The following is a 25,748-nucleotide window of genomic DNA, read 5'->3' as shown; positions in this document are numbered from 1 at the left end:
CTCACCGGAATCGCTAACCTACGATGCCGTAACCTTGCCCTATGACCGGTCGCCGACGGTGGCCGTCCCGACGGAAAGACGAACGGCAGCGAATGGTCCTGAAGAATGTCCGCGAGTGGCTCGAGGCACCCGCGGCGAGCGTGGCCGAGCGAGGTGGGCGGCTCAACGTGCTGCGCGGCGCCGTCGCCCGGGTCACCACGCCGCTGTTGCCCGACGACTACCTGCACCTGGCCAACCCGCTGTGGTCGGCACGCGAACTGCGCGGGCGCATCGTGGACGTCCGCAAGGAGACCGCCGATTCGGCGACCCTGGTGATCAAGCCGGGCTGGGGTTTCGACTTCCGCTATCAGCCCGGCCAGTACATCGGCATCGGCATCCTGGTCGAAGGCCGCTGGCACTGGCGCTCGTATTCGCTGACCTGCCCGCCGGACTGGAACGATCCCAGCCGCGGTTCCGGGCGCCTGATCTCCATCGCGGTCAAGGCGATGCCGGAGGGTTTCCTGTCCAGCCACCTGGTCAACGGCGTCAAGCCGGGGACCGTCGTGCGGCTGCAGACCCCGCAGGGCGGATTCGTGCTGCCCTACCCGCCGCCGCCCAAGGTGTTGTTCCTCACCGCGGGCAGCGGCGTGACGCCCGTCATGTCGATGCTGCGGGCGATGGATCGCCGCGACACCGTCACCGACGTGGTGCACCTGCATTCGGCGCGCACCGCCGACGACGTGATGTTCGGCGCGGAGCTGAAGGAACTGCACCGCCGCCACCCCGGCTTCGAATCGCACCTGCATCTCACCTCCGAGCAGGGCAAATTCGCGCTGGCCGACCTCGATACGCGCTTCCCGGACTGGAAGGAACGCGACACCTGGGCGTGCGGTCCGGCGGGCATGCTGGACGAGATCGAACAGCACTGGCGTGCGGCGGGCATCGAGAACCGGCTGCACATCGAGCGTTTCGAGATCGAGCGCTCCGCCGTCGGGGAGGGCGGTACCGTGACGTTCGGCAAGACCGGACGCAGCATCGAGGCCGACGGCGCGACCAGCCTGCTGGAAGCGGGTGAGTCGGTGGGGGTGCAGATGCCGTTCGGCTGCCGGATGGGTATCTGCCAGACCTGTGTGGTGACAATCAGTTCCGGGCACGCGCGCGATCTGCGCAACGGCGAGGAGCGTCGCGAGGGCGACAAGGTTCAGACGTGCATCTCCGCGGCCGCGGGCGACTGCACACTGGACGTCTGAAACACCCCCGACAGCCTGGCTCGCCTTCGGCGGCGCTTGCCCGGGTACCCTCGATGCAGACCGCCGAACGACGAAGGGACCCCGGTGGCCATCACCGACATTCAGGCGTTCTCGCACCTCACCGACTCCGACATCGAAGCGCTCGGGCAGGAGCTCGACAGCATCCGGCGCTCTGTGGAGTTGAGCCGTGGTGAACGCGACGCCAAGTACATCCGCCGCACCATCGCCGCCCAGCGCGGCCTCGAGGTCGCGGCGCGCGCTGTGCTGTTCGGCAGCCGCAACCGCTGGGCTTGGGTCGCGGGCACGGCCATGCTCTCGGTCGCCAAGATCATCGAGAACATGGAGCTGGGCCACAACGTGAGCCACGGCCAGTGGGACTGGATGAACGATCCGGAGATCCACTCCACCTCGTGGGAGTGGGATATGACCGGGCCGTCGGCGCAGTGGCGTCGCGCCCACAACTACTCCCACCACACCTACACCAACGTGCTGGGCAAGGACGAGGACCTCGGTTTCGGCATCCTGCGGATGACCCGCGACGAGGAATGGCGCCCCGTCCACCTGGTGCAGCCGTTCGCTAATCTGCTGCTGGCCGCCACCTTCGAGTGGGGCATCGCCCTGCACGACTGGACCATCGACAAAGAGCTGTCCGGCACGCCCCGCTACCAGCTGGCCTCCGAACCCAACAAGCTGTTCGCCCGAAAGATCGCGCGGCAGGTGGGCAAGGACTTCGTGCTGTACCCGCTGCTCACCGGCCCGGCCTGGAAGTCCACACTGAAAGCCAACGCGACGGCGAATCTGGTGCGCAACCTGTGGGCCTACGCGGTGATCTTCTGCGGGCACTTCCCCGACGGCGCGGAGAAGTTCACCATCGAACAGCTCGACGGCGAGACGCAGGCCGAGTGGTACCTGCGCCAGATGCTCGGCAGCGCCAACTTCAAGGCGGGCCCGGCGATGGCGTTCATGAGCGGCAACCTCTGCTACCAGATCGAGCACCACCTGTTCCCCGATCTGCCGAGCAACCGCTACCCGGAGATCGCCGCGCGGGTGCGCGAACTGTGCGACAAGTACGACCTGCCCTACACCACCGGCTCGCTGGGCAAGCAGTATCTGCTGGCGTTCCGCACCATTCACAAGCTCGCGCTGCCGGACCGCTTCCTCATGCGCACCGCCGACGACGCTCCGGAGACCTCCTCGGAGCGCAAGTTCGCCGGGATCACGCTGCCCGCCGCGGGGTGGACCGAGCACAACCGGCTGATCACCGACCCCGAAACCGGGCAGCGGCGCGGGCTGCGCTCGGCGCTGCACGAGGCGAAGGTGGCGCTGGAGGAGAAGGCGGCCCACGAGAAGCAGGTGCTGAGGGAGGCGAAGGCCTCGCTGAAGGAGAAGGCCCGCCACGAGAAGCAGGTGCTGCGCGAGGCCAAGCGCTCGCTGCGGGAGAAGGCCGAACCGCGCCGTAAGTCGCTGCGGGACCGCGTTTTCCGTGCGCGGGCACGCTTCGCGTGATATAGCACTCGTACGTTGCTGTGGCAATGCGGTATTTGCCACAGTATCGGCACGATCCCGGCAACCTACGGTGTCGTAACTTACGGTACTGTAACCGCCATGGCGATCTCGGATGTCAAGGAATACGCGCATCTCACCGCTGCCGACGTGGAAGCGCTCGGCGCGGAATTCGACGCGATCCGGCGGGAAATCGAAGCCTCGCGCGGGGAAAAAGACGCGCGCTACATCCGCAACGTGATCCGGCTACAGCGCGCCCTCGAGATCAGCGGGCGCACCGTGCTGTTCGCCAGCTTCCTGCCGCCCGCGTGGCTGGCCGGCGTCGCCCTGCTCGGCACCGCCAAGATCATCGAGAACATGGAGATCGGGCACAACGTCATGCACGGGCAGTGGGACTGGATGAACGATCCGGAGATCCACTCCACCTCATGGGAATGGGACAACACCGGCCCGGCCAAGCACTGGAAGCACACCCACAACTACCTGCACCACAAGTACACCAATGTGCTCGGCATGGACGACGACATCGGCTACGGCCTGCTGCGCGTCACCCGTGACCAGCGCTGGCGGCCCTTCTACCTGGGCAACCCGGTCTACAACCTGCTGCTGCAGCTGTTCTTCGAGTACGGCGTGGCCATCCAGCACCTGGAGCTGGGCAAGCTGGCCGCGGGCAAGTACAAGCCGGGCACGCCGGAGCGGGCGGAGTTCGAGCGCAAGCGGCGCGAGGTGCTGACCAAGATCGGCAAGCAGACCCTCAAGGACTACGTGATCTTCCCGGCCCTGACCGGCCCGGCGTTCCTGACCACGCTGACGGCGAACCTGGCCGCCAACATGGTGCGCAACGTGTGGACCAACGCGGTGATCTTCTGCGGCCACTTCCCCGACGGCGCGGAGAAGTTCACCAAGCACGACGTGGAGACCGAGACCCAGGCCGAGTGGTACCTGCGCCAGATGCTGGGCAGCGCCAATATCGACGGCGGCCCGATCATGCACTTCATGACCGGCAACCTGAGCCACCAGATCGAGCACCACCTGTTCCCCGATCTGCCCAGCAACCGGTACGCCGATATCGCGGTGCGGGTGCGCGAACTGTGCGACAAGTACGACCTGCCCTACACCTCCGGCTCGCTGCCGGTGCAGTACTTCAAGTCGTGGCGCACCATCCTCAAGCTCTCGCTGCCGAACAAGTACCTGCGCCAGACCGCCGACGACGCCCCCGAGACCTCCTCGGAGCGCCGCTGGGGCGGCAACGCGGTCCCCACCGTCGACCCGCTGACCGGCAAGCGCCGCGGCCTGCGCACGGCTCTGGAGCAGGGGCGCAAACGCGCCGTGGCGGAGGGCCGCAAACGCCTCACCCGCCGCGTGCCGGTGCTGTCGAAGGTGGGCTGAACGACCCACTACGCTTCGCCAGGTGGATGATCCGACCGGCCACCTGATTTCGTTCGAACCGGACTCGCCGTCGCGCCAGAGGGTGCGCCACGCGGGTGGCGGCGAGAACGGCACGGAAGGTTCGCCGCGAACGGACGACGCCGATCGAGTTCGCGGCACCGCCTTGGACGCGCCGGCCCGCGCGGGCGTCTACGAGGCCATTCACCTGCGCCGTGACGTGCGCGCGGAGTTCACCGGCGAGACCGTGGACGAGTCCACCCTGTGGCGCATCCTCGATGCCGCGCATCGCGCGCCCAGCGTGGGCAATTCGCAGCCGTGGGATTTCGTGGTGGTGCGCGATCCGGACCGGCTGGCCGCGTTCGCCGCGCACGTCGCCGAGCACCGGATCGCCTTCCGCGACGGGTTGCCGCCCGAGCGCGCGGCCGTCTTCGAGCCGATCAAGATCGAGGGCATCGTGGAGAGCGGGACGGGCATCGTCGTCACCCACGACGACAGCCGCGGCGGCCCGCAGGTGCTCGGCCGCGCGACCGTCCCCGAAACCGGCGTCTACTCCACGGTTCTCGCGATCCAGAACCTGTGGCTGGCCGCCACCGCGGAGGGCGTCGGCGTCGGGTGGGTGTCGTTCTACGACCCGGCCTTCCTCAGCGACCTGGTCGGCCTGCCCACGGGTATCCGGCCCATCGCGTGGTTGTGCGTCGGGCCGGTCCGCGAGTTCCAGACCGTCCCCGATCTGGAACGGTTCGGCTGGCGCTCCCGCCGCCCGCTCTCGGCGGCGGTCCACCACGAAACCTTCGGCACCGCAGACTGATCCGCTGCGGCCGAAGGACCACCGCTCACACGCGTTCCAGCACCGCCGAGGCGCCGATGCCGCCGGCCGCGCAGATGCCCAGAAGGGCCGCGTTCTTTCCCGAGAGGGCGAGCTCATTGGCCATGGTGGTGACCATGCGGGCGCCGGTGGCGCCGAAGGGGTGGCCCAGGGAGACCGAGCCGCCGTGGACGTTGAGGCGGTCGACGTCGATCTCGCCGACGGCGGTGTCGCGGTCCAGGCGGGTCTTGGCCCACTCGTCGCTGGCCAGCGCCTTCACCACGGACAGGGTCTGGGCGGCGAACGCCTCGTGGATATCCACGAAATCCACGTCGGCCAGCGACATCCCGGCCTTGTCCAGCGCGCGCGGCATGGAGATGGCGGGGCCGATGAGCACCTGGTCGGTCGGGTCCACGCTCACGTAGCTCCACGAGCGGAACGCGGCCAGCGGGGTGAAGCCCAGCTCGCGGGCCTTCGCCTCGCTCATGAGCAGCACCGCCGAGGCGCCGTCGGTGAGCGGGCTGGCGTTGCCCGCGGTGACGGTGCCGTTCTCCGCGAACACCGGCTTCAGCTTCGCCAGCTTCTCGACGCCGGTGTCGCCGCGCACGAGTCCGTCGCGGCTGATCTCCACGCCGTCGGGCGTGCGGACGCTCAGCACCTCGCTGTCGAAACGGCCGGAGGCGATCGCGGCGGCGGCGCGGGCGTGCGAGCGGGCCGCGAACTCGTCCTGTTCGGCGCGGGTGACGCCGTGGATGCGCGCCATCTTCTCCGCCGACTCCCCCATCACCTCGCCGGTGGTGCGTTCGGCGATCTTGGGCCGACTCGGCAGCAGATCGGTGAACGGCGCGAGCTGCGCGGCGGCCGAGAGGTAGTCCTTGACCTTCGGCTTGCCCAGCGCCAGCGGCGCGCCCGCGTGCACCAGCTTCTGGGGCAGCTTCACCTCGGCGTTGCTGGTGGAGTCGCTGCCGCCGGCGATCATGATGTCGTACTCGCCTCGCTCGATGGCGGCGACCGCCGAGGTGACGGCTTGCAGTCCGGACGCGCACGCCCTGGTGACGGTGTGGCCCTCGCACCCGGGGTCGAGCTTCAGGTCCAGTGCGATCTCGCGCGCGATGTTCGGCGCGGCGCTCGGCAGGATCACCCCGCCCCACACGATGGCCTGCACCTGGTCACCCGGCAGCCCGGTGCGGTCGAGCAGACCGCGCACGGCCGCGTCGGCAAGTGCGATGGAATCCATCCTGGTGAAGTCGGTGAACGCGCGCACGAACGGCGTGCGGGCACCGGAGACGATTACGGCACGGCGAGCAGCGTCGGAGGCCATGCGGAGTCCTTTCGAGGGAGATGTACCCCACAAACTTACTTGGAAGTAAGTTCAAGGGCCAGTGATACCTCCACCAATCCTTCCCGCACCCCACCGGGCGGGAAGGCCGGCAGACCCCTCGTTGGATACGCCGACGAGCCGGAAGGGCTCAGCGATCCCCTCCGTGCCGCTGAGCCCGCCCGCGCCGTCACCGCGCGGGAGCCCGTCCGTCGAACGCCCCTGCTCGCCCCGGACGGCAGGTCCGGCGCTCCGCCACGCACGGACCGCACCCTACGTCCGGCGCGAAAGAACAGTAGCGTTCTTTCCATAGACTTTTCAAATCTTTTCTATGAAGTTGTCATTTGTACCATCGGCCGCTTAGCATGAACGGCACTATGAGAAGCCCTTCGGAGCTGTCGCGGCAGAAGCGCTTCGGCCGGATCATCAAGGACCGCCGGGACGAACTCGGCCTCACGCAGCTGCAGATCGGCGACCTGGGTGGGCCGTCGGCTCCGACCATCCGCAAGATCGAGGACGGCGACGCCGCGATCAGCACCCACACGCTGAACAAGCTGGACGCCCCGCTGCGCTGGCTGCCGGGCAGTGCGGCGCGCACGTACGCGGGCGGCGCGCCCACCGCGCACGAGAGCGCCGCCGCCCCCGACGAATCGGTCGTCGCCGGGCCGACCTCGATCCGGTTCGACATCGCCGACCTCACCGGCCTGCTCGCCGCGACCGGCAGGCTCAGCGACGCGGTCGAACACGGCCGCACCACCGAACCCGCGATCACCGAGGCCGTCGCGGATCTCAACCGCGTGGTGTCGCGGCTGTCGGCGCGCTACGCCACGGTGATGCTGGAACGCAACGGCGGGCCGGGGCGGCAGCTGCACCCGCTGGTGGAGATGGCCTTCGCGCATCTGCTGGAGACCCCCGCCGACACCGACGATCCCGAAGAACTGGAAGAGCGCCGCTACCGGCGCTGGCTGGCGGGCCGCCCGGCGGACCTGACCGCCGCGGCCGAAGCCCGATTCCGCGCCCGCTGGCTGGCTGCGGGCGGAACGCCGACCACGAACGGCAAGCACTGAGGTACCATGCCCGACACCGTGAACCTGACCCTGAGTCACAAGATCAACCGCTTGTTCGCGGTGATGCATCCCCGCTCGGCGCCCGAACGCAGCACCGAATCGGTGGCCGAACAGGTCGCCGAAGCGTTGAACCGGGCGGTCACCCCGGACTACCTGGAACAACTGCGCGACGGCCGCGTCGATCAGGACGGCGCCGACACCGAGGTGCTGGCCGCCGTCGCGTCGTGCTTCGGGGTGGCGCCGTGCTACCTCACCACCGCGGGCCCGGCCGCCGCGGGCATCGATCGCGAACTCGAACTGCTGGCCACCATGCGCGACGCGAACGTCGCCAGCATCGCGCTGCGCGGCTCCGCGATCGACCGGTCCGTGCTGGCGGCGGTCGTGCGGGAGGTCGACGACACCGCGGGCGAAATCAACCGCTGATCGTGGATTCGCGGCGCCGACTCGGCAACGGCACCGACTCCGGTTACCATCGTCAGCCACGGGGCGGGACCGCGGAACTGCTGTAGGAGAACGCATCGCATGGCCGGTATGGATACCCGCTTCCGGGAGCTGTCCCGGGACGTGCCGATACCGCACCCGTGGCGCCTGGACACCTACCTCGACGCCGTCGCGGAATTCCGCGGCCGCCCGATCAGCCTGCATCCCGTGGACACCGCGGTGCTGGCCGGGGCGGGCTGCGGCACCGGCAGCGGCCTGTGGATCGCCAAGCGCGACGCCGACGTCATCGTCTACGGCGCCGACACCACCGAGTGGCACGCCGAGCACATCATCGCCCACGAACTCGGGCACATGCTGCTCGGTCACGGCCCCGACACCGAGGAGACCCCGGACGGGCCGACCGCGCGGACCGTCGCGGCGGTCGCCGAGCTGCTGCCCTCCATCTCCCCGGAGTCCATCGCGCACGTGCTCGGCCGCACCGACTACGGCACCACCCGGGAACGCGACGCGGAGACCTTCGCCGACATGGTGATGTTGCAGGCCATGCGCCCGCCGCACCGCGATTCGCTGCTGCACCGGACGTTCTTCCGCGACCGCCGCAGGTGAGTTCGCCGATCCCAGGCCCGGTCGCCGCGCCGCTGATCGCGTTCGTCGCCCCGGTGACGATCGGCCGCTGGATCCTCTTGCGCCGCACCGCGACCGATCGCCTGCTCAATCGCGCGCTGGCGTGGGCGGGCGCGGGGCCGCTGCTGCTCGAACGCGGCCTGGCCCCGCAGTTCGGCAGCCTCATGCATCAGGTGTCGATGGGCTGCATGGTGAGGGGCGTGATGAGCGCGTACGGCGCGGCGGCGCTGTGGGCGGGCGCCGATCCGGCGACGGCGCGCGCCCGGCAGCGACGTTACGACCTGGTCGGCGTGACGGGCGCGGTGACGATCCTGCTGGTGGGCACCGAGTCGCGGGGCGAGGGCAGGTTGCTGGGACTGGGAGTCGGCCGTGTCGGCGCCGGCGCTGTGCCTGCCCGCGGTGGCCTGCGGGCGGCTGATGTGGCGGGCGCTGTGGCGCGAGGCCCGGCGCGCCGACGCGACCCGGCGCGAACGCCTCGTCTACGGCACCCTGTTGGCCGCGCTCACCGCGGGCGCGGCCGGGTTGCCGTTCTCGGCGGCGCTGCTGATCGGCCGCCGCACCGTGGACGATCCGGAACTGCTGCGCTGGGCGGTGCCCAATTTCGTGGTGATCACGGTCGCCGCCGTGCCGCTGGCCGATGTCCTCGCGACCCGCGCCGGACTGGATCGCTCGCGCTAGGCGCTGCCGCCGACTGCTGCCGCTGTGGCGGGACGTGACGGGCGCCGAGCCGGCAATCGTGCTCGATTCGGATGCCGCGCCGCACCGGGGCGACGCCGACGTCCGCCTGATCCGGATGACGGTCGAGATCCGCGACGCCCTGCTGCACCTGAATCGCTATGTGCCCGAAGACCTTCCGGACACCGGTGACGATCCGCCACGCCGGTACGCCACGCGCATCGCCGACGCCATTCGCACCGAGCGGGCGGGCACCGGCCCGGTGCGCACCAACCCGGGCTCGGCACCGCTCGGACCGGAGTGCGCCGATATCGACGCCGAACTGCGGCACCTGCTGGCGTTGGCGAAGGTGTCGCCGGTGGAGACAGGCGCCCGGCCGGCGCCGCGAACGGCACCGGCCGGGTGGTCCGGACGCTTCGCTACGCGAGCCTGATCAGGCCGTAGTCGAAGGCGTGGCGACGGTAGACGACCGACGGTCGGTCGGTCTCCTTGTCCTGGAACAAGAAGAAATCGTGGCCGACGAGCTCCATCTGGTACAGGGCGTCGTCGACGGACATCGGCGTGGCGGAGTGGACCTTGGTGCGCACGATGTGGCCGGGACCGGCCTCGTACTCGATCTCGTCCTTCTTCGCGTGCTCACCGGGGTGCTCGTGCGCGGCCGACCCGTTGGTCAGCGTGAACAGCGAGTCGTCGATGAGATCGGCGGTGGCCTCGGCCACCGAGAGCGGGGTCTTTTCGCCGTAGTGCACGCGGCGGCGGTCCTTGGTGCGCCGCAGCCGGCTCTCCAGCTTCGCGGTCACCGACTCGAACGCGGCATAGAAGCTGTCCGCGCAGGCCTCGGCCCGGACCACCGGGCCCTTGCCGCGCGCCGTGATCTCCACACGCTGGCAACTCTTACGCTGACGACGGTTGCGTTCGTGGAACAGCTCGACGTCGAACAGGAATATCGACGGGTCGAAGCGTTCGAGACGGGAGAGTTTCTCCGCGACATAGATTCGGAAATGATCGGGGACCTCCACATTGCGGCCCTTGACCACGATGTCGGCTCGGGTGGCCGGTGGCCGGTCCGCTTCGGATGGGTCTGTCGCGTCCACGACGCCGGCGAGCGTCGAGGGATCAGCGGCTTTCGCTGAAGGTCGTGAAGTAGTCGTCACGCGTACCTCCCGGATCTGGCCGCACGAACCGAATACCCGTGCGGCGGGATTGAACCGTGCCGAACGAGAATCCTGACGAATGGGAGCGCGGACCGAGAGAGGTCAGCCAGGCTGACGCCTTCGAGCGAGCTCACACCGGGGAATCGCACGACACGTAGATGTCCGAGGCGCCACCTCCAAACTCTCGGTTCGGGTGTGTGTTCGCGACGCTAGTACGCCGCGCGGCAGTCCGCCAGTGTTCACGCAAATTTCCCGGAGTCAAGCAGCGCACGTCACCAGAACGGCACGTGTCGCCAGCCCGGAACGGGCCAGCGCACGCACCGATTCGCGGGCGGTCGCGCCGGTGGTGAGGACGTCGTCGACCACGATCACCTCGGCGTTTTCCGTCACCTCCGCGTCCGGTACGCGGCGGTGGCACACCGATACCCGCCCGCTCAGGTTGTGCACGCGCTCACGAGGGGTGAGGCCGACCGAATCCCGCACACCCCGCCCGGCACGCAGGATCGGCGCCACCCGGCAATCGTCCAGCCAACCCGCCGCCACCCGCGCGGCGCGCAGCACCGGATCACCGCCGCGCCTGCGGGCCGCCGCGCGACGGGTCGGCGCGGGCACTACCAGCAGCGGACGTGCTGGCGCACGCAACCGGGCCAGCGCGAGCGCGTACGCGAAGCCGACCGGATTCGCGACATCGCGGCGCCCGGATTCCTTGGCCGCCAGCACCGCCCGCCGGGCCGCTCCGCGATACGGGGCGATCGCCCAGCACGGCACCCCCGGATCGGACCGCGGACGCAGCCGCACCGGCCTGCGGGCGAGCACGGCGGCGCAGTCCAGGCACCAGCGCACCCCGGGCGCGCCACAGCCCGCGCAGGCCAGCGGGAGCACCAGGTCGGCGAGGGTCGATTCCATGGGCGGATTCTGCCCCGCCGCACCGACATCCGGCCGGGCTCAGCCGGGCAGCACCGGAGCGGTGTCGGAGCCGGAGAGGCCGGGGATCTCGGTCCAGTAGCGCAACTCGCTGGTCTCGTTGCTGGTCAGCCCGAGCACGCCGCGCGAATCGGCGACGTACTGGGTGGTGGGCGAGGCCGCCACCACGCGCACCGGCGGGGTGAGGTTCTGCGAGGTCGTCGACACCTGCTCGGACCCGTCGATGGCGACGGTCACCACCGGGTCCACATTGCCCTCCCTGGCCACGATGATCCGGTCGCCGCCGAGCCAGTTCAGCGACACCGCGCTGGTGCTGAGCACGGCGATCGGCAGCGGCGAGGTGAGCACGTAGCGGCCGTCGGGGCGCGGCTCGACCACCGCGACGAACACCTTGCCGTCGGCGATGATCGCGGCGCGCACGCCCGTGGCGGAGACCCGCAACTCGGTGATGGGCCCGCGCAGCGCGGGCGCCGAAGGCGAACCGAAGAGCGCGGAGGTGTCCACATCCCGCACCGACACGTTGCCGGTGCCGCGGTCGTTGACGGCGCGGATCACCCGGTCGCCGTTGATCACCGCCCAGGCGGCGCCGCCGTCGGCCGTCCACGACGGTCTGCTGATGGTGTCGCCCTCCGCGACGGGGAACGCGCCGCCGCCGTAGGTGCCGATCATCAGCGTGCGTGGCGGTTCCGGGGCCGGGCGGCCCGCCTCGGCCACGGCCGCCACCAGCTGGCCGTCGGGGCTGAGCGCGATCGAACGCAAGTTGTTCACCCCGCCGAAGTAGCCGGGCGCGTTCACCACCCCGCTGTCGGTGACCTGCACCAGCGCCCCGTCGCGCAGCGCGTGCAGGCCGATCCGGTTCTGCGCCACCGCCGTCGGGCCGAAGTGCTCGACGTCGGCCACCGACCAGCCGTTGGCGGCGAACCGGTCGTCGAGGGGTTTGCCGTCGGCCAGGAGCATGTACGGGCCGAGGATGTCGGCGGCGGCCAGCGTGAGCACCACCTGCGCGGCGAGCAGTTCTCGATCGCGCGGGGCGAGTTCGGAGGCGCCCGCGAAATCGATGCGCACCCCGCCCAAGCCCACACCGACCTCGTCGGGATCGCCGTTGGCCTTGGTGATCGGACCGCGCAGCGTGACGGGGGCGGCGAGTTCGTTGCGCACCACGGCCGCCAGCGCGGGCTGGCTGCCCTCGGTGAGCAGCGTCAGCAGCCGCTGGGTGAGCTGGTTCTTGGGCACCGAGATCCAGCGCAGATCGGGCACCACGGAGGCGCCCGACGGGTCGGCGAAGTAGAGCACGTTGCGCCGGTAGGACTTGGCGAACGCGGTCTTGTCCATGACCACGCCGTCGGGCAGCTCGTCGATGCGCCACTCGCCGTCGACCCTGGTCATCTCGATCTTGTTCTCGACCGTGCCCTCCACGGCCCGGTAGGACCCGTCGGGCGCCAGTTCGGCCACCCGCTGCGCGCGGATCACGTAGGTGGCCTGGTCGCCGGAGCGCGACTCGCGCAGGGTGTCGGGCTTGTCCACGATGAGGGTGCCCGCCGAGTCGTCCCACTGGGCCGAGGCCGCGGGCGTCATGTACTGACGCGCCGCCAGGTGCCGGTTGGTGGGGTCGGCGGTGGCCTGCAGGAAGTCCCGCAGCAGCAGGTCGGGGTCGCGGCCGGGCAGGGGCGGCGGCGGGCCCTCGGTGGTGGGCTCGCGGTTGAGCGTGCCCAGCGCCTGCGGCGAGGAGGAGTCGGGCAGGCTCGCGCAGCCGCCGAGCACCAGCAGCGCCGCGAGCAAGGTCGCGCACACCGCGAACCGGCGGGGGGTTCTGGCACCGGGCATCGTCATGACTGTACGTCTCCGCGTTCGGTGAGCACCGAGCCCGCGGCCGTGTCGGCGGCCTCGGCCGCACCGTTCACCGGCGTGGCCGGGGGTGTCGTGCCGTCGCCGCGCGCGGCGGGCTCGGCGGGCGATTCGGCGCGCTGGAACGGCACCGTCGGCACGTCGCCGTCGGCGAGGTCCGCCGTGCGCGTGGGCTTGCGCCCGGCCGGTTCCAGCGGCAGCGGGCTCACGCCCATCTTGCGGCCGCGCACCATCGGCAGGGTGAGCCGGAACGCCGCGCCGACGCCGACCTCGCCCCACGCCTCCAGCCTGCCCTCGTGCAGGTTCGCGTCCTCCACGCTGATCGACAGGCCCAGGCCGGTGCCGCCGGAGCGGCGCATCCGCGACGGGTCCGAGCGCCAGAACCGGTTGAAGACCAGCTTCTCCTCGCCGGGCCGCAGACCGACGCCCTGGTCGCGCACGACCATCGCGACGGCGTTGACCTCGGCGTCGCCCCGCATGCGGATGAGCACCGGTTTGCCCTCGCTGTGGTCGATGGCGTTGGCCAGCAGGTTGCGCAACACGCGCTCCACGCGCCGCGGGTCGACCTCGGCCACCACCGGGTCCTCCGGCAGGTCGATGACGATCTCCACGCCCGCGTCCTTGGCCAGGTGGCGCACCGTGGAGATGGCCGCCCGCGCGCACATCCGCACGTCGAGCGACTCGATCTGCAACTCGGCCACGCCCGCGTCGTGACGGCTGATCTCGAGCAGGTCGTTGAGCAGGCCCTCGAACCGGTCCAGTTCGGTGACCAGCAGTTCGGCGCTGCGCGCCAGCGTCACGTCCAGATCCTCGCTGCTGCCGTGGATCAGGTCGGCGGCCATGCGCACGGTGGTCAGCGGGGTGCGCAGTTCGTGGCTCACATCGGAGGTGAATCGGCGCTGCAGGTTGCCGAATTCCTCGAGCTGGGTGATCTGGTTGGACAGGCTCTCGGCCATCTCGTTGAACGCCTGCGCCAGCCGCGCCATATCGTCCTCGCCGCGCACCAGCATGCGCTCTTTCAGGCGGCCGTCGGCGAAGCGGCTCGCGATGCGCGCCGCCGAGCGGATCGGCAGCACCACCTGGCGGGTGACCAGCGCGGTGATCGCGGCGAGCAGGACCAGCAGCACCAGGCCGCCGATCATCATGGTGCCGCGCATCAGGGCCAGGCTGCGTTCCTCGTTGGCCAGCGGGAAGATCAGGTAGATCTCCAGGGTCGGCACCTCGGCGCTGGGGCTGCCGATGATGAGCGCACTGCCGTGGTAGCCGTCCGGGTCGTCGACCGTGGCGAACTGGTAGCTGACCTGGTTGCGCTGCACGAAACGGCGCAGCTCCTCGGGCACCTCCTGGATCGGGCCGGAGGCGACCTGCTGCGGCGGGGTGCCGCCGATGACGCTCAGCGCCGAATCGAAACTGCCCGCGGCGCCCGCGGATTGGCCGGTGCCGCCGCGATTGGACAGGCTGTTGCGCGTCTCGTCGAGGCGCTGGCGCTGCGCGCCGATGTCGTGCACGCCCGAGAGCTGGCTCTCGACCGTGTTGCGGGCGCGTTCCATTTCCTCGACGGCCGCGTTGATCTTCGCGTCCAGCAGGCGGTCGGTGATCTGACTGGTCAGCACCACCCCGAGGATGGTGATGACGATGAGCGAGAGCGTCAGCGTGGACACGATGACGCGCAGCTGCAGCGAACGCCGCCACAAGTGCCCGAGGGCGGTGCCCGCGTCCTTGAACCATGCGATCGCGGGCGCGAGCCAGGTTTCCAGGCGTGCGATCACCCCGGCCGGCGGCCGAACCGGGTCCCCCGGACCCGACGCGTCACCGGCGGGGCGATCCGCGTCGCCATCGGTCACGGCGGTCCGGCCTTGTACCCGACCCCGCGGACGGTCAGCACGATCTCAGGATTCTCCGGGTCCTTCTCGACCTTGGCGCGCAGGCGCTGCACGTGCACGTTCACCAGGCGGGTGTCGGCCGCGTGGCGGTAACCCCAGACCTGTTCCAGCAGCACCTCGCGGGTGAACACCTGGCGCGGTTTGCGCGCCAGCGCCACCAGCAGGTCGAACTCGAGCGGCGTCAGCGAGATCTGCTGACCGGCCCGGCTCACCTTGTGCGCGGGCACGTCGATCACGATGTCGGCGATCGACAGCAGCTCCGCCGGCTCCTCCTCGGTGCGGCGCAGGCGCGCCCGCACCCTGGCCACCAGCTCCTTCGGCTTGAACGGCTTCACGATGTAGTCGTCCGCGCCGGACTCCAGACCGAGCACCACGTCGACCGTGTCGGTCTTGGCCGTGAGCATGACGATCGGGACACCGGAATCGGCCCGCAGCACGCGGCACACGTCGATGCCGTTCATGCCGGGCAGCATCAGGTCCAGCAACACCAGATCGGGGCGGATCTCGCGAACCGCCGCCAGGGCCTGTGTGCCGTCGCCGACCACGTGCGGGTCGAACCCTTCCCCGCGCAGGACGATCGTGAGCATCTCAGCGAGTGCCATATCGTCGTCGACGACCAGAATCTTCGGCTTCATAATTACTATGTTGTCATCTCCCAGGCCAGGATCGGGCCGCCACGCCAACACCGATGCGTAACAACCGGCCGTTCACACCGCGTAGCCGGACGAATTGTTTCGCCGCTCCACACTAATGGACGCGACCGGAACGGTCACCGTCAGGCCGCACCCGCGCGACCCGCTCATCTCGCGCGGATTTCGGCGATCCGCGCGGCCAGCACCTCAGGGTCGTCGCCTGGGGCGTGCACCCACCACCGGCCGTGCCATCCGGTCTCGACGAGTTCGCGGTAGACCTCCAGCGTGCGCTGCTGTAGGTCGGCGTCGCGTTCGTAGGCGTCGAGCGCGCGCGTGCTGTCGAGTTCGCCTCGGCGGCGCGCGCGTTCGGCCGCGAGTTCGGTCGGCACGTCCAGCAGCACTTGCGCGTCGGGTTCGGGCATGCCGAACCGACCGAACTCCAAATCCGCTGTCCAGCGGGTCATCTCGCCGTCGGCGGACTGGTGCAGGCGGGCCGCGTTGTAGGCGGCGTTGGAGGCGACGTAGCGATCCAGGATCACGATGTCGTTGTCCGCCAACAGTTTCGCCAGTTCGGTGCGGGCGTCGGCGCGGTCCAGCGCGAACAGCAGCGCCATCGCGTACACCGAGTCGGCCAGATCGCCGTGCGCGCCGCGCAACGCCTCGGCGGCGAGATCGGCGTGCGCGGAACGTCCGTAGCGCGGGAAGGCCAGTGTCGCGACCGAGAGTCCGCGCGCGGCCAGCGCCGCCACGACGGCATCGGTCAGCGTGCGCTTACCCGCGCCGTCCAGCCCTTCCACCGCGATCAGCACTCCCATGGCACGCACAGTACCCCCGCCCGCGCGAGGCTCCGGGCCGAGGTCGCGACGGCGACCGGATGCGCCGCGCGCCAACGCAATACGCGAAAGGCCCGGCGGTGCGATGCCGCCGGGCCTGTCACAGATCGACCGGAAATGTCAGTACCGGTAGTGCTCGGGCTTGTAGGGGCCCTCGACGTCGACGCCGATGTACTCGGCCTGGTCCTTGGTGAGCTTGGTCAGCGTGCCGCCGAGCGCTTCGACGTGGATGCGCGCGACCTTCTCGTCCAGGTGCTTGGGCAGCCGGTAGACCTCGTTGTCGTACTGCTCGGGCTTGGTCCACAACTCGATCTGCGCGATCACCTGGTTGGAGAAACTGTTCGACATCACGAACGAGGGGTGCCCGGTCGCGTTGCCGAGATTGAGCAGACGCCCTTCCGAGAGCACGATGATGGACTTGCCCGACTCACCGAAAGTCCACAAGTCGACCTGCGGTTTGATGTTCAAACGCGTGGCGCCGGACCGTTCCAGGGCGGCCATATCGATCTCGTTGTCGAAATGCCCGATATTGCCCAGGATGGCCTGGTCCTTCATCGCCTTCATATGGTCGAGGGTGATGATGTCCTTGTTGCCGGTCGAGGTGATGACGATATCGGCGCCGCCGATCGCCTGCTCCACGGTGACCACGTCGTAGCCGTCCATCAGCGCCTGCAACGCGTTGATCGGGTCGATCTCGGTGACCTGCACCCGCGCGCCCTGCCCGGCCAGCGACTCCGCGCACCCCTTGCCGACATCGCCGTACCCGCAGATCAGCACCTTCTTACCGCCGATCAGCACGTCGGTGCCGCGGTTGATGCCGTCGATCAGCGAGTGCCGGGTGCCGTACTTGTTGTCGAACTTCGACTTGGTCACCGAGTCGTTGACATTGATCGCCGGGAACACCAGCTCCCCCGCCGCCGCGAACTGGTACAGGCGCAGCACACCGGTGGTGGTCTCCTCGGTGACACCCTGCACGCTCTCCGCGATCGCCGACCACTTGCCCTTGTCGGTCTCGAAACGCTCGCGCAGCAGGTTCAGGAACACCTTGTACTCGGCGGAGTGCTCCTCCTCCTCGGGCGGCACCACACCGGCCTTCTCGAACTGCGCGCCGCGCAGCACGAGCATGGTGGCGTCACCACCGTCGTCGAGGATCATGTTGGCCGGCTCGCCGGGCCAGGTCAGCATCTGCTCGGCCGCCCACCAGTACTCCTCCAGCGTCTCGCCCTTCCAGGCGAACACCGGGGTGCCCTTCGGCTCGTCCACCGTGCCGTGCGGGCCCACCACCACCGCCGCGGCGGCGTGATCCTGGGTCGAGAAAATGTTGCACGAGGCCCACCGGACCTGCGCGCCCAGCGAAGTCAGGGTCTCGATCAGCACCGCGGTCTGCACCGTCATGTGCAGCGAGCCCGAGATCCGCGCCCCCTGCAACGGCTGCACCTCGGCGTACTCGCGCCGCAGCGCCATCAGACCGGGCATCTCGTGCTCGGCGAGCCGGATCTCCTTGCGGCCGAACTCGGCCAGCGACAGGTCCGCCACCTTGTAGTCGATGCCGTTGCGGACATCGGGGGTCAGGGACACACGTGCGGGAAGTTCTGAGGTCGTCATCTGCCTCTCCATGGTTCGGCTGTACCGAAGCAAGGCTAGCCGTTGTGTCCCGGCCGGTGTGGCGCGACCGCCGACGGGTCAGCCGAAGGGGATGCCGCTGGGCCAGAGGCTGGACTCGGCGGTGACCGATCCGTCCGGATCGTCGGCGAATTCGCCCGCGCAGTCACCGTTCAGCGCGGCGCGCACCTGCTCCCACACGACCGGCAGCACCGGTTCGAGGCTGTGGTCGAGGCCGCCGTTGCCGAGCGTGGCGAAGGGCGTCAGCCGGCACTGTCCGCCGTCGAGGTCGCCGGTGGTCCACTCGCGCTCGCTGCGGATCGAGTAGTAGGCGGTGTCGCCGGGGGTGTCGTCGCCCTCGTTGAGCGCGGCCATGAAGTCGGTGCCCGGGCACACCTCCGCGCCGACGGGCTGGCCGCACGCGCCGGGCGAACCGTATTGCGGCGCACCGATGGACACGTAGGTCGCCACCGACTCGGTGCCGCCGAGATTGCGCAGGTAGTAGCGGGCGCTGACGGAGCCGATGCTGTGCGTCACGAGCGAGACGGGCACGCCGGGATGGTCCGCGCGGGCGGCGGCGACGGCCGCGCCGATGACGGGCGCCTCGGCGGCGAGGTCGAATCCCTCGAGATCCAGCACGATCGGGGTGTAGCCCGCGCGGCGCAACATCTCGGCCATCGGCTGGTACGGCAGCGCGCCGAGATACTGACCGGGCACGATCACCACCACGCCGCGCGACGGGTCCTGCGCGTGCGCGGGCGCCGCGAGACCCGCCGCGACGAGCACGAAGAACAGAATCCGCTTCATCATCAGCTGAGCCTTACCTGAGCACGATGTGTGCCGGAAGGTTACCAAGCGGCGGCGGCACCGTCGGGAAAGTGGGAGTCAGCCCACACCGTGCTGGGCCAGCAGCTTCTCACGCTTGCGCGGCTGGATGTTCGCGCGGGTCACGTCGCCGCCGTAGTGCTCGAGCACCCGGTGATCCATGATCCGGCGCCACAGCGGCGGGATGGCGGCGAACACGATCATGCTCGCGTACCCGCCGGGCAGTTGCGGCGCCTGCTCCGAAGTGCGCAGCGTCTGGTAGCGACGGCCCGGGTTGGCGTGGTGGTCGCTGTGCCGCTGCAGGTGGAACAGGAAGATATTGGTGACCAGCCGGTCGCTGTTCCAGCTGTCGCGCGGGGAGCAGCGGGCCCAGTGCCCGTTGGGCCTGCGTTCGCGCAGCAGACCGTAGTGCTCGACGTAGTTCACCGTCTCCAGCAGCAGCGCGCCGATCGCGGCTTGCAGCAGCAGCCACGGCAGCACCTTCGGGCCGAAGGCCACGACCAGTCCGCCGAAGAGCACCAGCGTCATCGACCACGCCTGCAGGATGTGGTTGTCGAGCGACCACCAGCCCTTGCCCTTGCGCGCCAGCCGCTCCTTCTCCAGCCTCAGCGCGGACCGGAAGCCGCCCGCGACCGTGCGCGGCAGGAATTCATAGAGCGACTCACCCAGCCGGGCGCTCGCCGGATCGTCCGGGGTGGCGACGCGCACGTGGTGGCCGCGGTTGTGCTCGACGAAGAAGTGGCCGTAGGCCGACTGCGCCAGCGCGATCTTGGCCAGCCATCGCTCCAGGTGCTCGACGCGATGGCCCAGTTCGTGCGCGGCGTTGATGCCGATGCCGCTGACGAAACCGAGCGTCGCGGCCAGGCCGAGCTTGTCGACCACGCTGAGGTCGTCGCCCGCCCACATATAGGAGGCGATCATCAGGCCGATCATCTGGATCGGGAGGAAAATGAAGGTGCACCAGCGGTAGTAGCGATCGTTGGACAGCAGTTCATAGTCCTCGTCGCGGGGGTTGCTGCCGTCCTCGCCGACCACCCAGTCCAGGACCGGAATGGCCACCAGCACGATGATCGGACCGATCCACCAGAAGACCTCGGAGCCGGTGTGGAGCACCAACTGCGAGGGCAGCAACGCGGACGCGGGCGCGATCAGGCCGAGAACCCACAGATGGCGTTTGGGATCGGGTGATCCCGCCGGTTTGCCAACCGTTTGCACGTTTGCCCCGCTAAAAAAGACCCTGACTCAGCTATACGAGAATACTGACAGACCTTACGTCTCCCACACAGGGTCCATCGCTTCAAACGTGGTGACGGTTACAACCGTGGTGGTCGGTTTTTGAGCGGGTTCACCTGTGACCCGCGACACGGCACACTGCGCGCAAATCAGAAATGAGCAAAGTTCAAATATGGTGAGAGGCGGAGCAACTCGGGGTTCGCCGAGCCCGGAACCGTTCAGCGAACTTCGCGCGCGGCGAGAATCGCCTCGACGTACGGACCCAGCAACTCCGCGAGTTCGGACGGGGCGTTGCTGCCCGGGGCGGGCGGAGTCGGGATGTAGCTGAGCGCGATGCGGACCACGGCGTGCGCCAGGATCCGCGACTGTTCCGCCGTCGCGTTCACCCAGCTGTGCTCGAACACCGAGGCCAACCGCGCACCGGCGTGCTCGAGCAGCGGCCCCGCGTCCAGCGTGATCAGGCGCAGCAGATCCAGTTTCACCTCGCCGGCCAGCAACGACCGGACCAGCGGGTCGGACGCCGCGTCCAGGAAGAAGCCCGACAGCCCCTCCCGGAACGCGGCCCGCACATCACCCACATTGCCCGCGATGGCGGCGCGCACGTGGTCGACCAGGTCGTCGGCCAGCCGCAGCGCGTAGGCCTGCGCCAAGCCGGAGCGGGAACCGAACTCGTTGTAGAGCGTCTGCCTGCTCACCCCGGCGCGGCCGGCCACGTCGCCGAGGGTGATCTTGGACCAGTCGCGTTCGGTGAGCAGTTCGCGCATCGCGTCGAGGACGGAGGCGCGCAGCAGTTCCCGCGCCGCCTCCTGATACGGGACCCTCGGACCTGTGCGCGGCATACCCGCGAGGTTGTCACGGGCATCGGCCGCAGTCAAAATCTCACGACCGCTCGATCTCGACCATGAAGAAGTCGGCCTTGGCCGCGCCGCAGTCCGGACAGGTCCAGTCGTCGGGGATGTCGTCCCACCGGGTGCCCGGCGCGATGCCGTCCTCCGGCCATCCTTTCGCCTCGTCGTACTCGAAACCGCACTGGATGCACTGGAAGAGCTTGTACTCGGTCACTTGCTCGACACCTCCACCGGTTCGAAGTCGATCTTGTCGCGAACGCCACAATCCGGGCAGTTCCAATCGTCGGGCACCGCGTCCCACGACGTGCCGGGCGGGAAGCCCTCGTGCGGCGCGCCTTTCGCTTCGTCGAAGATGTAGTCGCACACCGGACAGCGATACGAACTCATGCCCGCTCCTGCGCCCCGTAGCGCGCGAGCACCCGCTCGCGCTTGGCCGGATGGATATTGGCGCGGGTGATGTCGCCGTCGTAGTGCGCGAGCACCCGCTTGTCCATCACCTTGCGCCACAGCGGCGGGAAGTAGGCCAGCAGGATCATGCTCGCGTAGCCGCTGGGCAGGTTAGGCGCGCCGTCCCAGCTGCGCAGCGTCTGGTAACGCCGCGTCGGGTAGGCGTGGTGATCGCTGTGCCGCTGCAGGTGGTACAGGAAGATATTGGTGACGATGTGGTCGCTGTTCCAGCTGTGCGTCGGGGCGGGCCGCTCGTACCGGCCCGACGCGGTGCGCTGGCGCACCAGCCCGTAGTGCTCGAGGTAGTTGACCGCCTCGAGCAGGCTGAATCCCACTACCGCCTGCAGGATCAGATACGGCAGCACCTCGAGCCCGAACACCGCGACCAGCGCCGCGTACAGCACCACCGACATCGCCCACGCCGAGAGCACCTCGTTGTGCCGCGACCACGGCTTCTTGCCCAGCCGCTCCAATCGCGCCTTCTCCAGGTGCCACGCGGACTTCAGGCTGCCCCACACGGTGCGCGGCCAGAACGCCCAGAAGGTCTCGCCCACACGGGAACTCGCCGGATCCTCGGGGGTGGCGACGCGCACGTGATGGCCGCGGTTGTGCTCGATGTAGAAGTGGCCGTAGAAGGACTGGGCCAGCGCGATGCGCGACAGCCAGCGCTCCAGATCGACCTTCTTGTGCCCGAGTTCGTGGGCGGTGTTGATGCCGATGCCGCCGATCATGCCGACGGTGATGGCGATGCCGATCTTGTCGGCCACGTGCAGCCCGCCGTCGATGCCGAGCCAGGACAGATCGCCCGCGGTGATCAGGTAGCAGGCCATGATCAGCGAGGCGTACTGGAACGGCAGGTACAGGTAGGTGAGGTAGCGGTAGTACCTGTCGTTCTCCAGGTACTCCATGACCTCGTCGGGCGGGTTGTCCCCGTCGGGGCCGAAGAAGATGTCGGCCAGCGGGATCACCAGGTACACCAGGATCGGCCCGAGCCAGAACGGCACGTGCGCGAGTTCGGTCCACCCCAGCTGATTGAGCGCCCAGATCATCGGCAGCCCGATCGTGAACAGTCCGGTCGGCGCGAACAGCCCCCACAGCCACCAGTAGCGCTTGCGGTCCCGCCAGGCCGGAACCTCGACCGGGCGATCCGGCGCGTCGGCTTCCGTCGACATCGTTGTCTCCCATCACGCGGCGTCACGCTGTGACGCGCACAACATCTTGCTTTTGACAGTAGAACGCCGACTGTCGTCTGTCTATACAAATGACAAGATTTGTAAAGTTGTGACGGGTGGGGTTCTTGTGACGTGGACAGAACGGGGCACGCCCGGTTCGGCGCGTGGACCGAACGGGGCGTGCAAGGTCGCCGGTTGCCGGTCGGCTGATGGCTGAACCGATCCCGGCGTGCGGGAAGGACGGAGCGGGCCGACGCCCGGCCGCGCGAGCCCGTCAGCGCAGGAGCACGTCCGCGTCGGCGGGCAGGGCGTCGACCGGCCACCAGCGCAGGTCGGTGGACTCCGCGCTGCGGATCGGGACGGCGCCGGGCGGGGCGGTGATGCGGAACAGGAGGTCGAGGTGGCGGGTGGGCCGGCCGAGGGAGCAGGTGATGGGGTGGGCCTGGGCGCCGTAGAGACCGGGTTCGAGGCGCAGGCCCGCGATGCCGGATTCCTCGGTGGCCTCGCGGAACGCGGCGGCGGACACGGTGTCGTCGGACTCCTCGCAGTGCCCGCCGAGCTGGATCCAGCGGCCGACCCTGGGGTGCAGGGTCAGCAGGATCTCGCCGCCGTCATGGGAGAACACCAGCGCCGAGGCCGTGATGTGCCCGGGGGCATGTTCGCGTAGGCAGCCGCGCGGTGCGGAACCGAGGAACGCGAGCATCGCCTCACGCAGCGATTGATCGGAACCCGCACTCGGCGACCAGGATTCGAGCAGTTCGGTCGCGGAGGCGTGCAACGACTCGGCGCTCATCGGGGGCACCTCGCCGCGGGCGCACCACTCACAGCTCCACCAGCCCCGCCCCGGAGGGCACAGGCGTACGCGGAGCCAGCTCCTCGAGCGGGTGTCCGATCGCGATGGCGCCCAACGGGTTCCAGTCGGACTCCAGGCCCAGCACCTCGCGGGTGATCTCCGGGGCGAAGATGGTGGACCCGATCCAGCAGCTGCCGATGCCTTCGGTCGCCAGCGCCACGAGCAGGCCCTGCACGGCCGCGCCCACGGCGACGGTGAACATGGTGCGCTCGGCCGCGCGGCGACGCTCGTCGGGATAGTCGTGCGCCCCGTCGGGCACGCACACCGGAATGATCACCTCGGGGGCGTCGCGCAGAATCTGCCCGCGCCCCACCCGGCGTTCGACGCGCTCGGGGTCCAGACCGTCCCCGGCGAGGTCGGCGCGCCACTTGTCCGCCATAGCGTTCAGCAGCCGGGCCCGCTTCTCCGGATCGCGCACCCACACGAACCGCACCGGCCGCGTATGGTGCGGCGCCGGCGCCGTCAGCGCCACCGACACCGCCGCGCGGATCCGCTCGGGATCGACAGGGGTGTCGGCGAATTGGCGCACCGATCGTCGCAACAGCACGGCTTGGCGCCGGCCCAGCTCGATCGCCTCCGCCGTGCCGAGCCAGAACAGATCCTCTTCCCCGCCGCGCAGCAGATCCGCGGCGCTGGACCCGTCATCGGTGACGGGCAGCCCGCGCACCACCGCGACGGGCACGCCGCCCAGCTTGCCCTTCACCAGATCGGCCGCGGCGGCCAGTTCATCGGCGATGGCCACCTGGGTGACGTGCAGTTCGTTGCCCTGTCCGTCCACCGCGCCCGCGTAGTCGTGCAGCACCCGCAGCCCGGCCGCGCCGATCGCGGCGTCGATCTGCCCGTTGCGCCACGCGCGGCCCATGGTGTCGGTGACGACCACCGCGACCGTCACCCCCAAGCGCTCGAAGATCGCCGTGCGCAACGCTTTCGCGCTGCCGTCGGGGTCGGCGGGCAACAACACCAGCTCGCCCTGCTCCACGTTGGAGCCGTCCACGCCCGAGGCGGCCTGCACGATGCCGAGCTTGTTCTCGGTGATCAGGGTGCGGCCCTTGCGCGCGAGCACGCGCACCGCCTCCTGGTCGACCAGCGCCCGCCGCGCGCTGTCGCGCTCCTCGGGATCGGTTGGGGCGGTGACGATCCTGCCCTCCGCCTTGGCGACGATCTTGCTCGTCACCACCAGGATGTCGCCGTCGGCCAGCCACGGCGCGGCGGCGGCGATGCGCTCGCCGAGGTCGTCCCCGGGCCGGAACTCCGGCAGTCCGGTGATCGGGCGGATGGTCAGCTCCCCCGCCGCGTGGTCGTTCACCACTTCACTCCCGCGAGATCCAGTGCCGCACGCACGATTTCGGCCGTGGTGGGCGGGTCGGTCATGAGCAAGGGCACGCTGCGCACCTCCACGCCCGGCACGTCGGCGGTGTCGGTGGTGTGGATGAGCCAGCCGTCGAGAATACCGGTGGTGGCCCGGGCGCCGTAGTGCCGGCCGACGGCCTCGGCCGTGGTCTCCACCCCGATCACCGACAGGCACTCATCGGCCATGCCGCGCAACGGTTTTCCGTCGATCACGCCCGACACCCCGATGACCTTCGCCGGCGTGGTGCGCAGCGCGCCGCGAATGCCGGGCACCGCGAGGATGGACCCGATGCTCACCACGGGGTTGGACGGGGCCAGCAGCACGGCGTCGGCCGACTCTATGAGATCGATCACATTGGGCGCGGGTTTGGCCTCCTCGGCCCCGATTGTGGCGAATCCATGGGTCTCGATGTTCGCGCGGTAGCGCACCCACCACTCCTGGAAATGGATCGCGCGACGTTCGCCAGGGTTGTCCGGATCGCTCACAACGACATGCGTTTCACACCGATCGTCGGTCGCCGGGATCAGCTTCACGCCGGGTTGCCAGCGATTGCACAGAGCCTCGGTGACCGCCGAGAGGGGGTAGCCGGCGCGCAGCATTTCGGTGCGGATCAGGTGGGTGGCGATATCCCGGTCGCCCAGGCCGAACCAATCCGGCTGCGCGTGGTATTTCGCCAGTTCCTCCTTGGCGTGCCAGGTCTCGTCGATCCGGCCCCAGCCGCGCCCGGTGTCGATCCCGCCACCCAGGGTGTACATGCAGGTGTCCAGGTCGGGACAGATACGAAGGCCGTGCATCCAGACGTCGTCGCCCACGTTCACGATCGCCGCGACCTCCGCGCCGGGCAGCAGTTCGCGCACGCCCTGCAGGAAGCGCGCACCGCCGACGCCGCCGACCAGGACGACGATCTTCGGCTCGGTCGCGGGCGCGATGTCCGCTTGTTGTCCAGTCACATCCGCACAGCCTATGCGGTACCCGTGACGCACTCCGTTCACACCATATTTGCTGCTCATTTGCTATTGCGCCCATCAAGATCAGCGCGGAAATCGGTCGCGGATAGTAACGGAATAGTGTCGGCAGCTTGACCATCGACACGTA

The 25,748-nt window shown here is 69.5% G+C and carries 26 protein-coding genes; 9 read left to right on the top strand and 17 right to left on the bottom strand.

Annotation, left to right across the window (positions count from 1 at the left end):
* Positions 1-92 precede the first annotated feature (92 nt).
* The 4 genes from OHB21_RS16625 (at position 93) to bluB (ending at position 4,929) form a co-directional block, all read left to right on the top strand.
* Positions 93-1,229: a ferredoxin reductase gene (locus OHB21_RS16625; RefSeq protein ID WP_067514025.1), complete on the top strand. Its 1,137-nt coding sequence runs from the start codon at positions 93-95 to the stop codon at positions 1,227-1,229.
* A gap of 84 nt (positions 1,230-1,313) precedes the next feature.
* Positions 1,314-2,735 carry a fatty acid desaturase family protein gene (locus OHB21_RS16620; protein WP_067514024.1) on the top strand — a complete coding sequence of 474 codons (1,422 nt, stop codon included), beginning with the start codon at positions 1,314-1,316 and terminating at the stop codon, positions 2,733-2,735.
* A gap of 99 nt (positions 2,736-2,834) precedes the next feature.
* Entirely contained in the window at positions 2,835-4,121 is a 1,287-nt protein-coding gene (locus OHB21_RS16615; RefSeq protein WP_195124841.1) for a fatty acid desaturase family protein, read from the top strand.
* 163 nt (positions 4,122-4,284) lie between these two features.
* Positions 4,285-4,929, top strand: a complete 645-nt coding sequence (gene bluB / locus OHB21_RS16610) for a 5,6-dimethylbenzimidazole synthase (RefSeq protein ID WP_067514032.1) — start codon at positions 4,285-4,287, stop codon at positions 4,927-4,929.
* A 25-nt stretch (positions 4,930-4,954) separates the two neighbouring features.
* On the opposite strand, the gene OHB21_RS16605 is transcribed toward bluB, so the two are convergent.
* Positions 4,955-6,247 carry an acetyl-CoA C-acyltransferase gene (locus OHB21_RS16605; RefSeq protein ID WP_195124840.1) on the bottom strand — a complete coding sequence of 431 codons (1,293 nt, stop codon included), beginning with the start codon at positions 6,245-6,247 and terminating at the stop codon, positions 4,955-4,957.
* Between the two features lie 374 nt (positions 6,248-6,621).
* Here OHB21_RS16605 and OHB21_RS16600 point away from each other — a divergent pair, with 374 nt between their 5' ends.
* The 5 genes from OHB21_RS16600 (at position 6,622) to OHB21_RS16580 (ending at position 9,484) form a co-directional block, all read left to right on the top strand.
* A complete protein-coding gene (locus OHB21_RS16600; RefSeq protein ID WP_067514021.1) occupies positions 6,622-7,311 on the top strand; it encodes a helix-turn-helix domain-containing protein in 690 nt (229 codons plus the stop codon).
* Positions 7,312-7,317: 6 nt separating this feature from the next.
* The gene (locus OHB21_RS16595) at positions 7,318-7,734 is read left to right on the top strand and encodes a hypothetical protein (protein ID WP_067514020.1); all 417 of its coding nucleotides are present in this window, start codon (positions 7,318-7,320) and stop codon (positions 7,732-7,734) included.
* Positions 7,735-7,833: 99 nt separating this feature from the next.
* Positions 7,834-8,358: an ImmA/IrrE family metallo-endopeptidase gene (locus tag OHB21_RS16590; protein ID WP_067514019.1), complete on the top strand. Its 525-nt coding sequence runs from the start codon at positions 7,834-7,836 to the stop codon at positions 8,356-8,358.
* Positions 8,359-8,745: 387 nt separating this feature from the next.
* Positions 8,746-9,054, top strand: coding sequence for a hypothetical protein (locus OHB21_RS16585; protein ID WP_195124839.1), 309 nt, complete (start codon positions 8,746-8,748; stop codon positions 9,052-9,054).
* Entirely contained in the window at positions 9,014-9,484 is a 471-nt protein-coding gene (locus tag OHB21_RS16580) for a DUF6545 domain-containing protein (RefSeq protein ID WP_324195151.1), read from the top strand. Before OHB21_RS16585 ends, OHB21_RS16580 begins: the two co-directional genes overlap by 41 nt.
* Here the strand turns inward: OHB21_RS16580 and hpf are convergent.
* From hpf to cofD, 16 genes are all read right to left on the bottom strand, one after another.
* On the bottom strand, positions 9,471-10,145 hold the full coding sequence (gene hpf / locus OHB21_RS16575) for a ribosome hibernation-promoting factor, HPF/YfiA family (RefSeq protein ID WP_067514016.1): 675 nt from the start codon (positions 10,143-10,145) through the stop codon (positions 9,471-9,473). The genes OHB21_RS16580 and hpf overlap by 14 nt on opposite strands.
* Before the next feature lie 318 nt (positions 10,146-10,463).
* A complete protein-coding gene (locus tag OHB21_RS16570) occupies positions 10,464-11,111 on the bottom strand; it encodes a ComF family protein (protein ID WP_067514015.1) in 648 nt (215 codons plus the stop codon).
* A 39-nt stretch (positions 11,112-11,150) separates the two neighbouring features.
* Positions 11,151-12,959 carry an MtrAB system accessory lipoprotein LpqB gene (gene lpqB / locus OHB21_RS16565; protein ID WP_084538175.1) on the bottom strand — a complete coding sequence of 603 codons (1,809 nt, stop codon included), beginning with the start codon at positions 12,957-12,959 and terminating at the stop codon, positions 11,151-11,153.
* Complete coding sequence (gene mtrB / locus OHB21_RS16560; protein ID WP_084538178.1) at positions 12,956-14,707, bottom strand: MtrAB system histidine kinase MtrB; 1,752 nt, start codon at positions 14,705-14,707, stop codon at positions 12,956-12,958. Before mtrB ends, lpqB begins: the two co-directional genes overlap by 4 nt.
* 107 nt (positions 14,708-14,814) lie before the next feature.
* On the bottom strand, positions 14,815-15,492 hold the full coding sequence (gene mtrA, locus OHB21_RS16555) for an MtrAB system response regulator MtrA (RefSeq protein ID WP_067514013.1): 678 nt from the start codon (positions 15,490-15,492) through the stop codon (positions 14,815-14,817).
* A 164-nt stretch (positions 15,493-15,656) separates the two neighbouring features.
* Positions 15,657-16,304: a dTMP kinase gene (locus tag OHB21_RS16550; RefSeq protein ID WP_067514012.1), complete on the bottom strand. Its 648-nt coding sequence runs from the start codon at positions 16,302-16,304 to the stop codon at positions 15,657-15,659.
* 138 nt (positions 16,305-16,442) lie between these two features.
* Entirely contained in the window at positions 16,443-17,927 is a 1,485-nt protein-coding gene (gene ahcY / locus OHB21_RS16545) for an adenosylhomocysteinase (RefSeq protein WP_067514011.1), read from the bottom strand.
* Between the two features lie 78 nt (positions 17,928-18,005).
* Positions 18,006-18,734 (bottom strand): lipase family alpha/beta hydrolase, encoded by a 729-nt coding sequence (locus OHB21_RS16540; protein ID WP_067514010.1) that lies wholly within the window; start codon positions 18,732-18,734, stop codon positions 18,006-18,008.
* A 75-nt stretch (positions 18,735-18,809) separates the two neighbouring features.
* Positions 18,810-19,964 carry an alkane 1-monooxygenase gene (locus OHB21_RS16535; RefSeq protein ID WP_067514009.1) on the bottom strand — a complete coding sequence of 385 codons (1,155 nt, stop codon included), beginning with the start codon at positions 19,962-19,964 and terminating at the stop codon, positions 18,810-18,812.
* Between the two features lie 236 nt (positions 19,965-20,200).
* Positions 20,201-20,821 carry a TetR/AcrR family transcriptional regulator gene (locus OHB21_RS16530; RefSeq protein ID WP_067514008.1) on the bottom strand — a complete coding sequence of 207 codons (621 nt, stop codon included), beginning with the start codon at positions 20,819-20,821 and terminating at the stop codon, positions 20,201-20,203.
* Positions 20,822-20,861: 40 nt separating this feature from the next.
* Positions 20,862-21,044, bottom strand: coding sequence for a rubredoxin (locus OHB21_RS16525; RefSeq protein WP_067514007.1), 183 nt, complete (start codon positions 21,042-21,044; stop codon positions 20,862-20,864).
* A complete protein-coding gene (locus OHB21_RS16520) occupies positions 21,041-21,217 on the bottom strand; it encodes a rubredoxin (protein ID WP_195124837.1) in 177 nt (58 codons plus the stop codon). Before OHB21_RS16520 ends, OHB21_RS16525 begins: the two co-directional genes overlap by 4 nt.
* On the bottom strand, positions 21,214-22,449 hold the full coding sequence (locus OHB21_RS16515) for an alkane 1-monooxygenase (RefSeq protein WP_067514005.1): 1,236 nt from the start codon (positions 22,447-22,449) through the stop codon (positions 21,214-21,216). Before OHB21_RS16515 ends, OHB21_RS16520 begins: the two co-directional genes overlap by 4 nt.
* Positions 22,450-22,723: 274 nt before the next feature.
* Positions 22,724-23,242: an NUDIX hydrolase gene (locus OHB21_RS16510; RefSeq protein ID WP_067514004.1), complete on the bottom strand. Its 519-nt coding sequence runs from the start codon at positions 23,240-23,242 to the stop codon at positions 22,724-22,726.
* 28 nt (positions 23,243-23,270) lie between these two features.
* On the bottom strand, positions 23,271-24,611 hold the full coding sequence (locus OHB21_RS16505) for a coenzyme F420-0:L-glutamate ligase (RefSeq protein WP_067514003.1): 1,341 nt from the start codon (positions 24,609-24,611) through the stop codon (positions 23,271-23,273).
* Positions 24,605-25,603 (bottom strand): 2-phospho-L-lactate transferase, encoded by a 999-nt coding sequence (gene cofD / locus OHB21_RS16500; protein ID WP_232331918.1) that lies wholly within the window; start codon positions 25,601-25,603, stop codon positions 24,605-24,607. Before cofD ends, OHB21_RS16505 begins: the two co-directional genes overlap by 7 nt.
* Positions 25,604-25,748 lie beyond the last annotated feature (145 nt).

The organism is Nocardia puris (genome assembly GCF_036051655.1).
GTDB classification, from domain to species: domain Bacteria; phylum Actinomycetota; class Actinomycetes; order Mycobacteriales; family Mycobacteriaceae; genus Nocardia; species Nocardia puris.
Note: the sequence above shows the minus strand (reverse complement) of the source record. Positions and strands in the feature narration are given on the sequence as shown.

Coding starts and splice junctions, on each gene's coding strand:
- OHB21_RS16625 (WP_067514025.1), top strand. CDS start 93: ATGGTCCTGAAGAATGTCCGCGAGTGGCTCGAGGCACCCGCGGCGAGC.
- OHB21_RS16615 (WP_195124841.1), top strand. CDS start 2,835: ATGGCGATCTCGGATGTCAAGGAATACGCGCATCTCACCGCTGCCGAC.
- OHB21_RS16605 (WP_195124840.1), bottom strand. CDS start 6,247: ATGGCCTCCGACGCTGCTCGCCGTGCCGTAATCGTCTCCGGTGCCCGC.
- OHB21_RS16600 (WP_067514021.1), top strand. CDS start 6,622: ATGAGAAGCCCTTCGGAGCTGTCGCGGCAGAAGCGCTTCGGCCGGATC.
- OHB21_RS16595 (WP_067514020.1), top strand. CDS start 7,318: ATGCCCGACACCGTGAACCTGACCCTGAGTCACAAGATCAACCGCTTG.
- OHB21_RS16590 (WP_067514019.1), top strand. CDS start 7,834: ATGGCCGGTATGGATACCCGCTTCCGGGAGCTGTCCCGGGACGTGCCG.
- OHB21_RS16580 (WP_324195151.1), top strand. CDS start 9,014: ATGTCCTCGCGACCCGCGCCGGACTGGATCGCTCGCGCTAGGCGCTGC.
- OHB21_RS16570 (WP_067514015.1), bottom strand. CDS start 11,111: ATGGAATCGACCCTCGCCGACCTGGTGCTCCCGCTGGCCTGCGCGGGC.
- lpqB (WP_084538175.1), bottom strand. CDS start 12,959: ATGACGATGCCCGGTGCCAGAACCCCCCGCCGGTTCGCGGTGTGCGCG.
- mtrA (WP_067514013.1), bottom strand. CDS start 15,492: ATGAAGCCGAAGATTCTGGTCGTCGACGACGATATGGCACTCGCTGAG.
- OHB21_RS16550 (WP_067514012.1), bottom strand. CDS start 16,304: ATGGGAGTGCTGATCGCGGTGGAAGGGCTGGACGGCGCGGGTAAGCGC.
- ahcY (WP_067514011.1), bottom strand. CDS start 17,927: ATGACGACCTCAGAACTTCCCGCACGTGTGTCCCTGACCCCCGATGTC.
- OHB21_RS16540 (WP_067514010.1), bottom strand. CDS start 18,734: ATGATGAAGCGGATTCTGTTCTTCGTGCTCGTCGCGGCGGGTCTCGCG.
- OHB21_RS16530 (WP_067514008.1), bottom strand. CDS start 20,821: ATGCCGCGCACAGGTCCGAGGGTCCCGTATCAGGAGGCGGCGCGGGAA.
- OHB21_RS16520 (WP_195124837.1), bottom strand. CDS start 21,217: ATGAGTTCGTATCGCTGTCCGGTGTGCGACTACATCTTCGACGAAGCG.
- OHB21_RS16515 (WP_067514005.1), bottom strand. CDS start 22,449: ATGTCGACGGAAGCCGACGCGCCGGATCGCCCGGTCGAGGTTCCGGCC.
- OHB21_RS16510 (WP_067514004.1), bottom strand. CDS start 23,242: ATGAGCGCCGAGTCGTTGCACGCCTCCGCGACCGAACTGCTCGAATCC.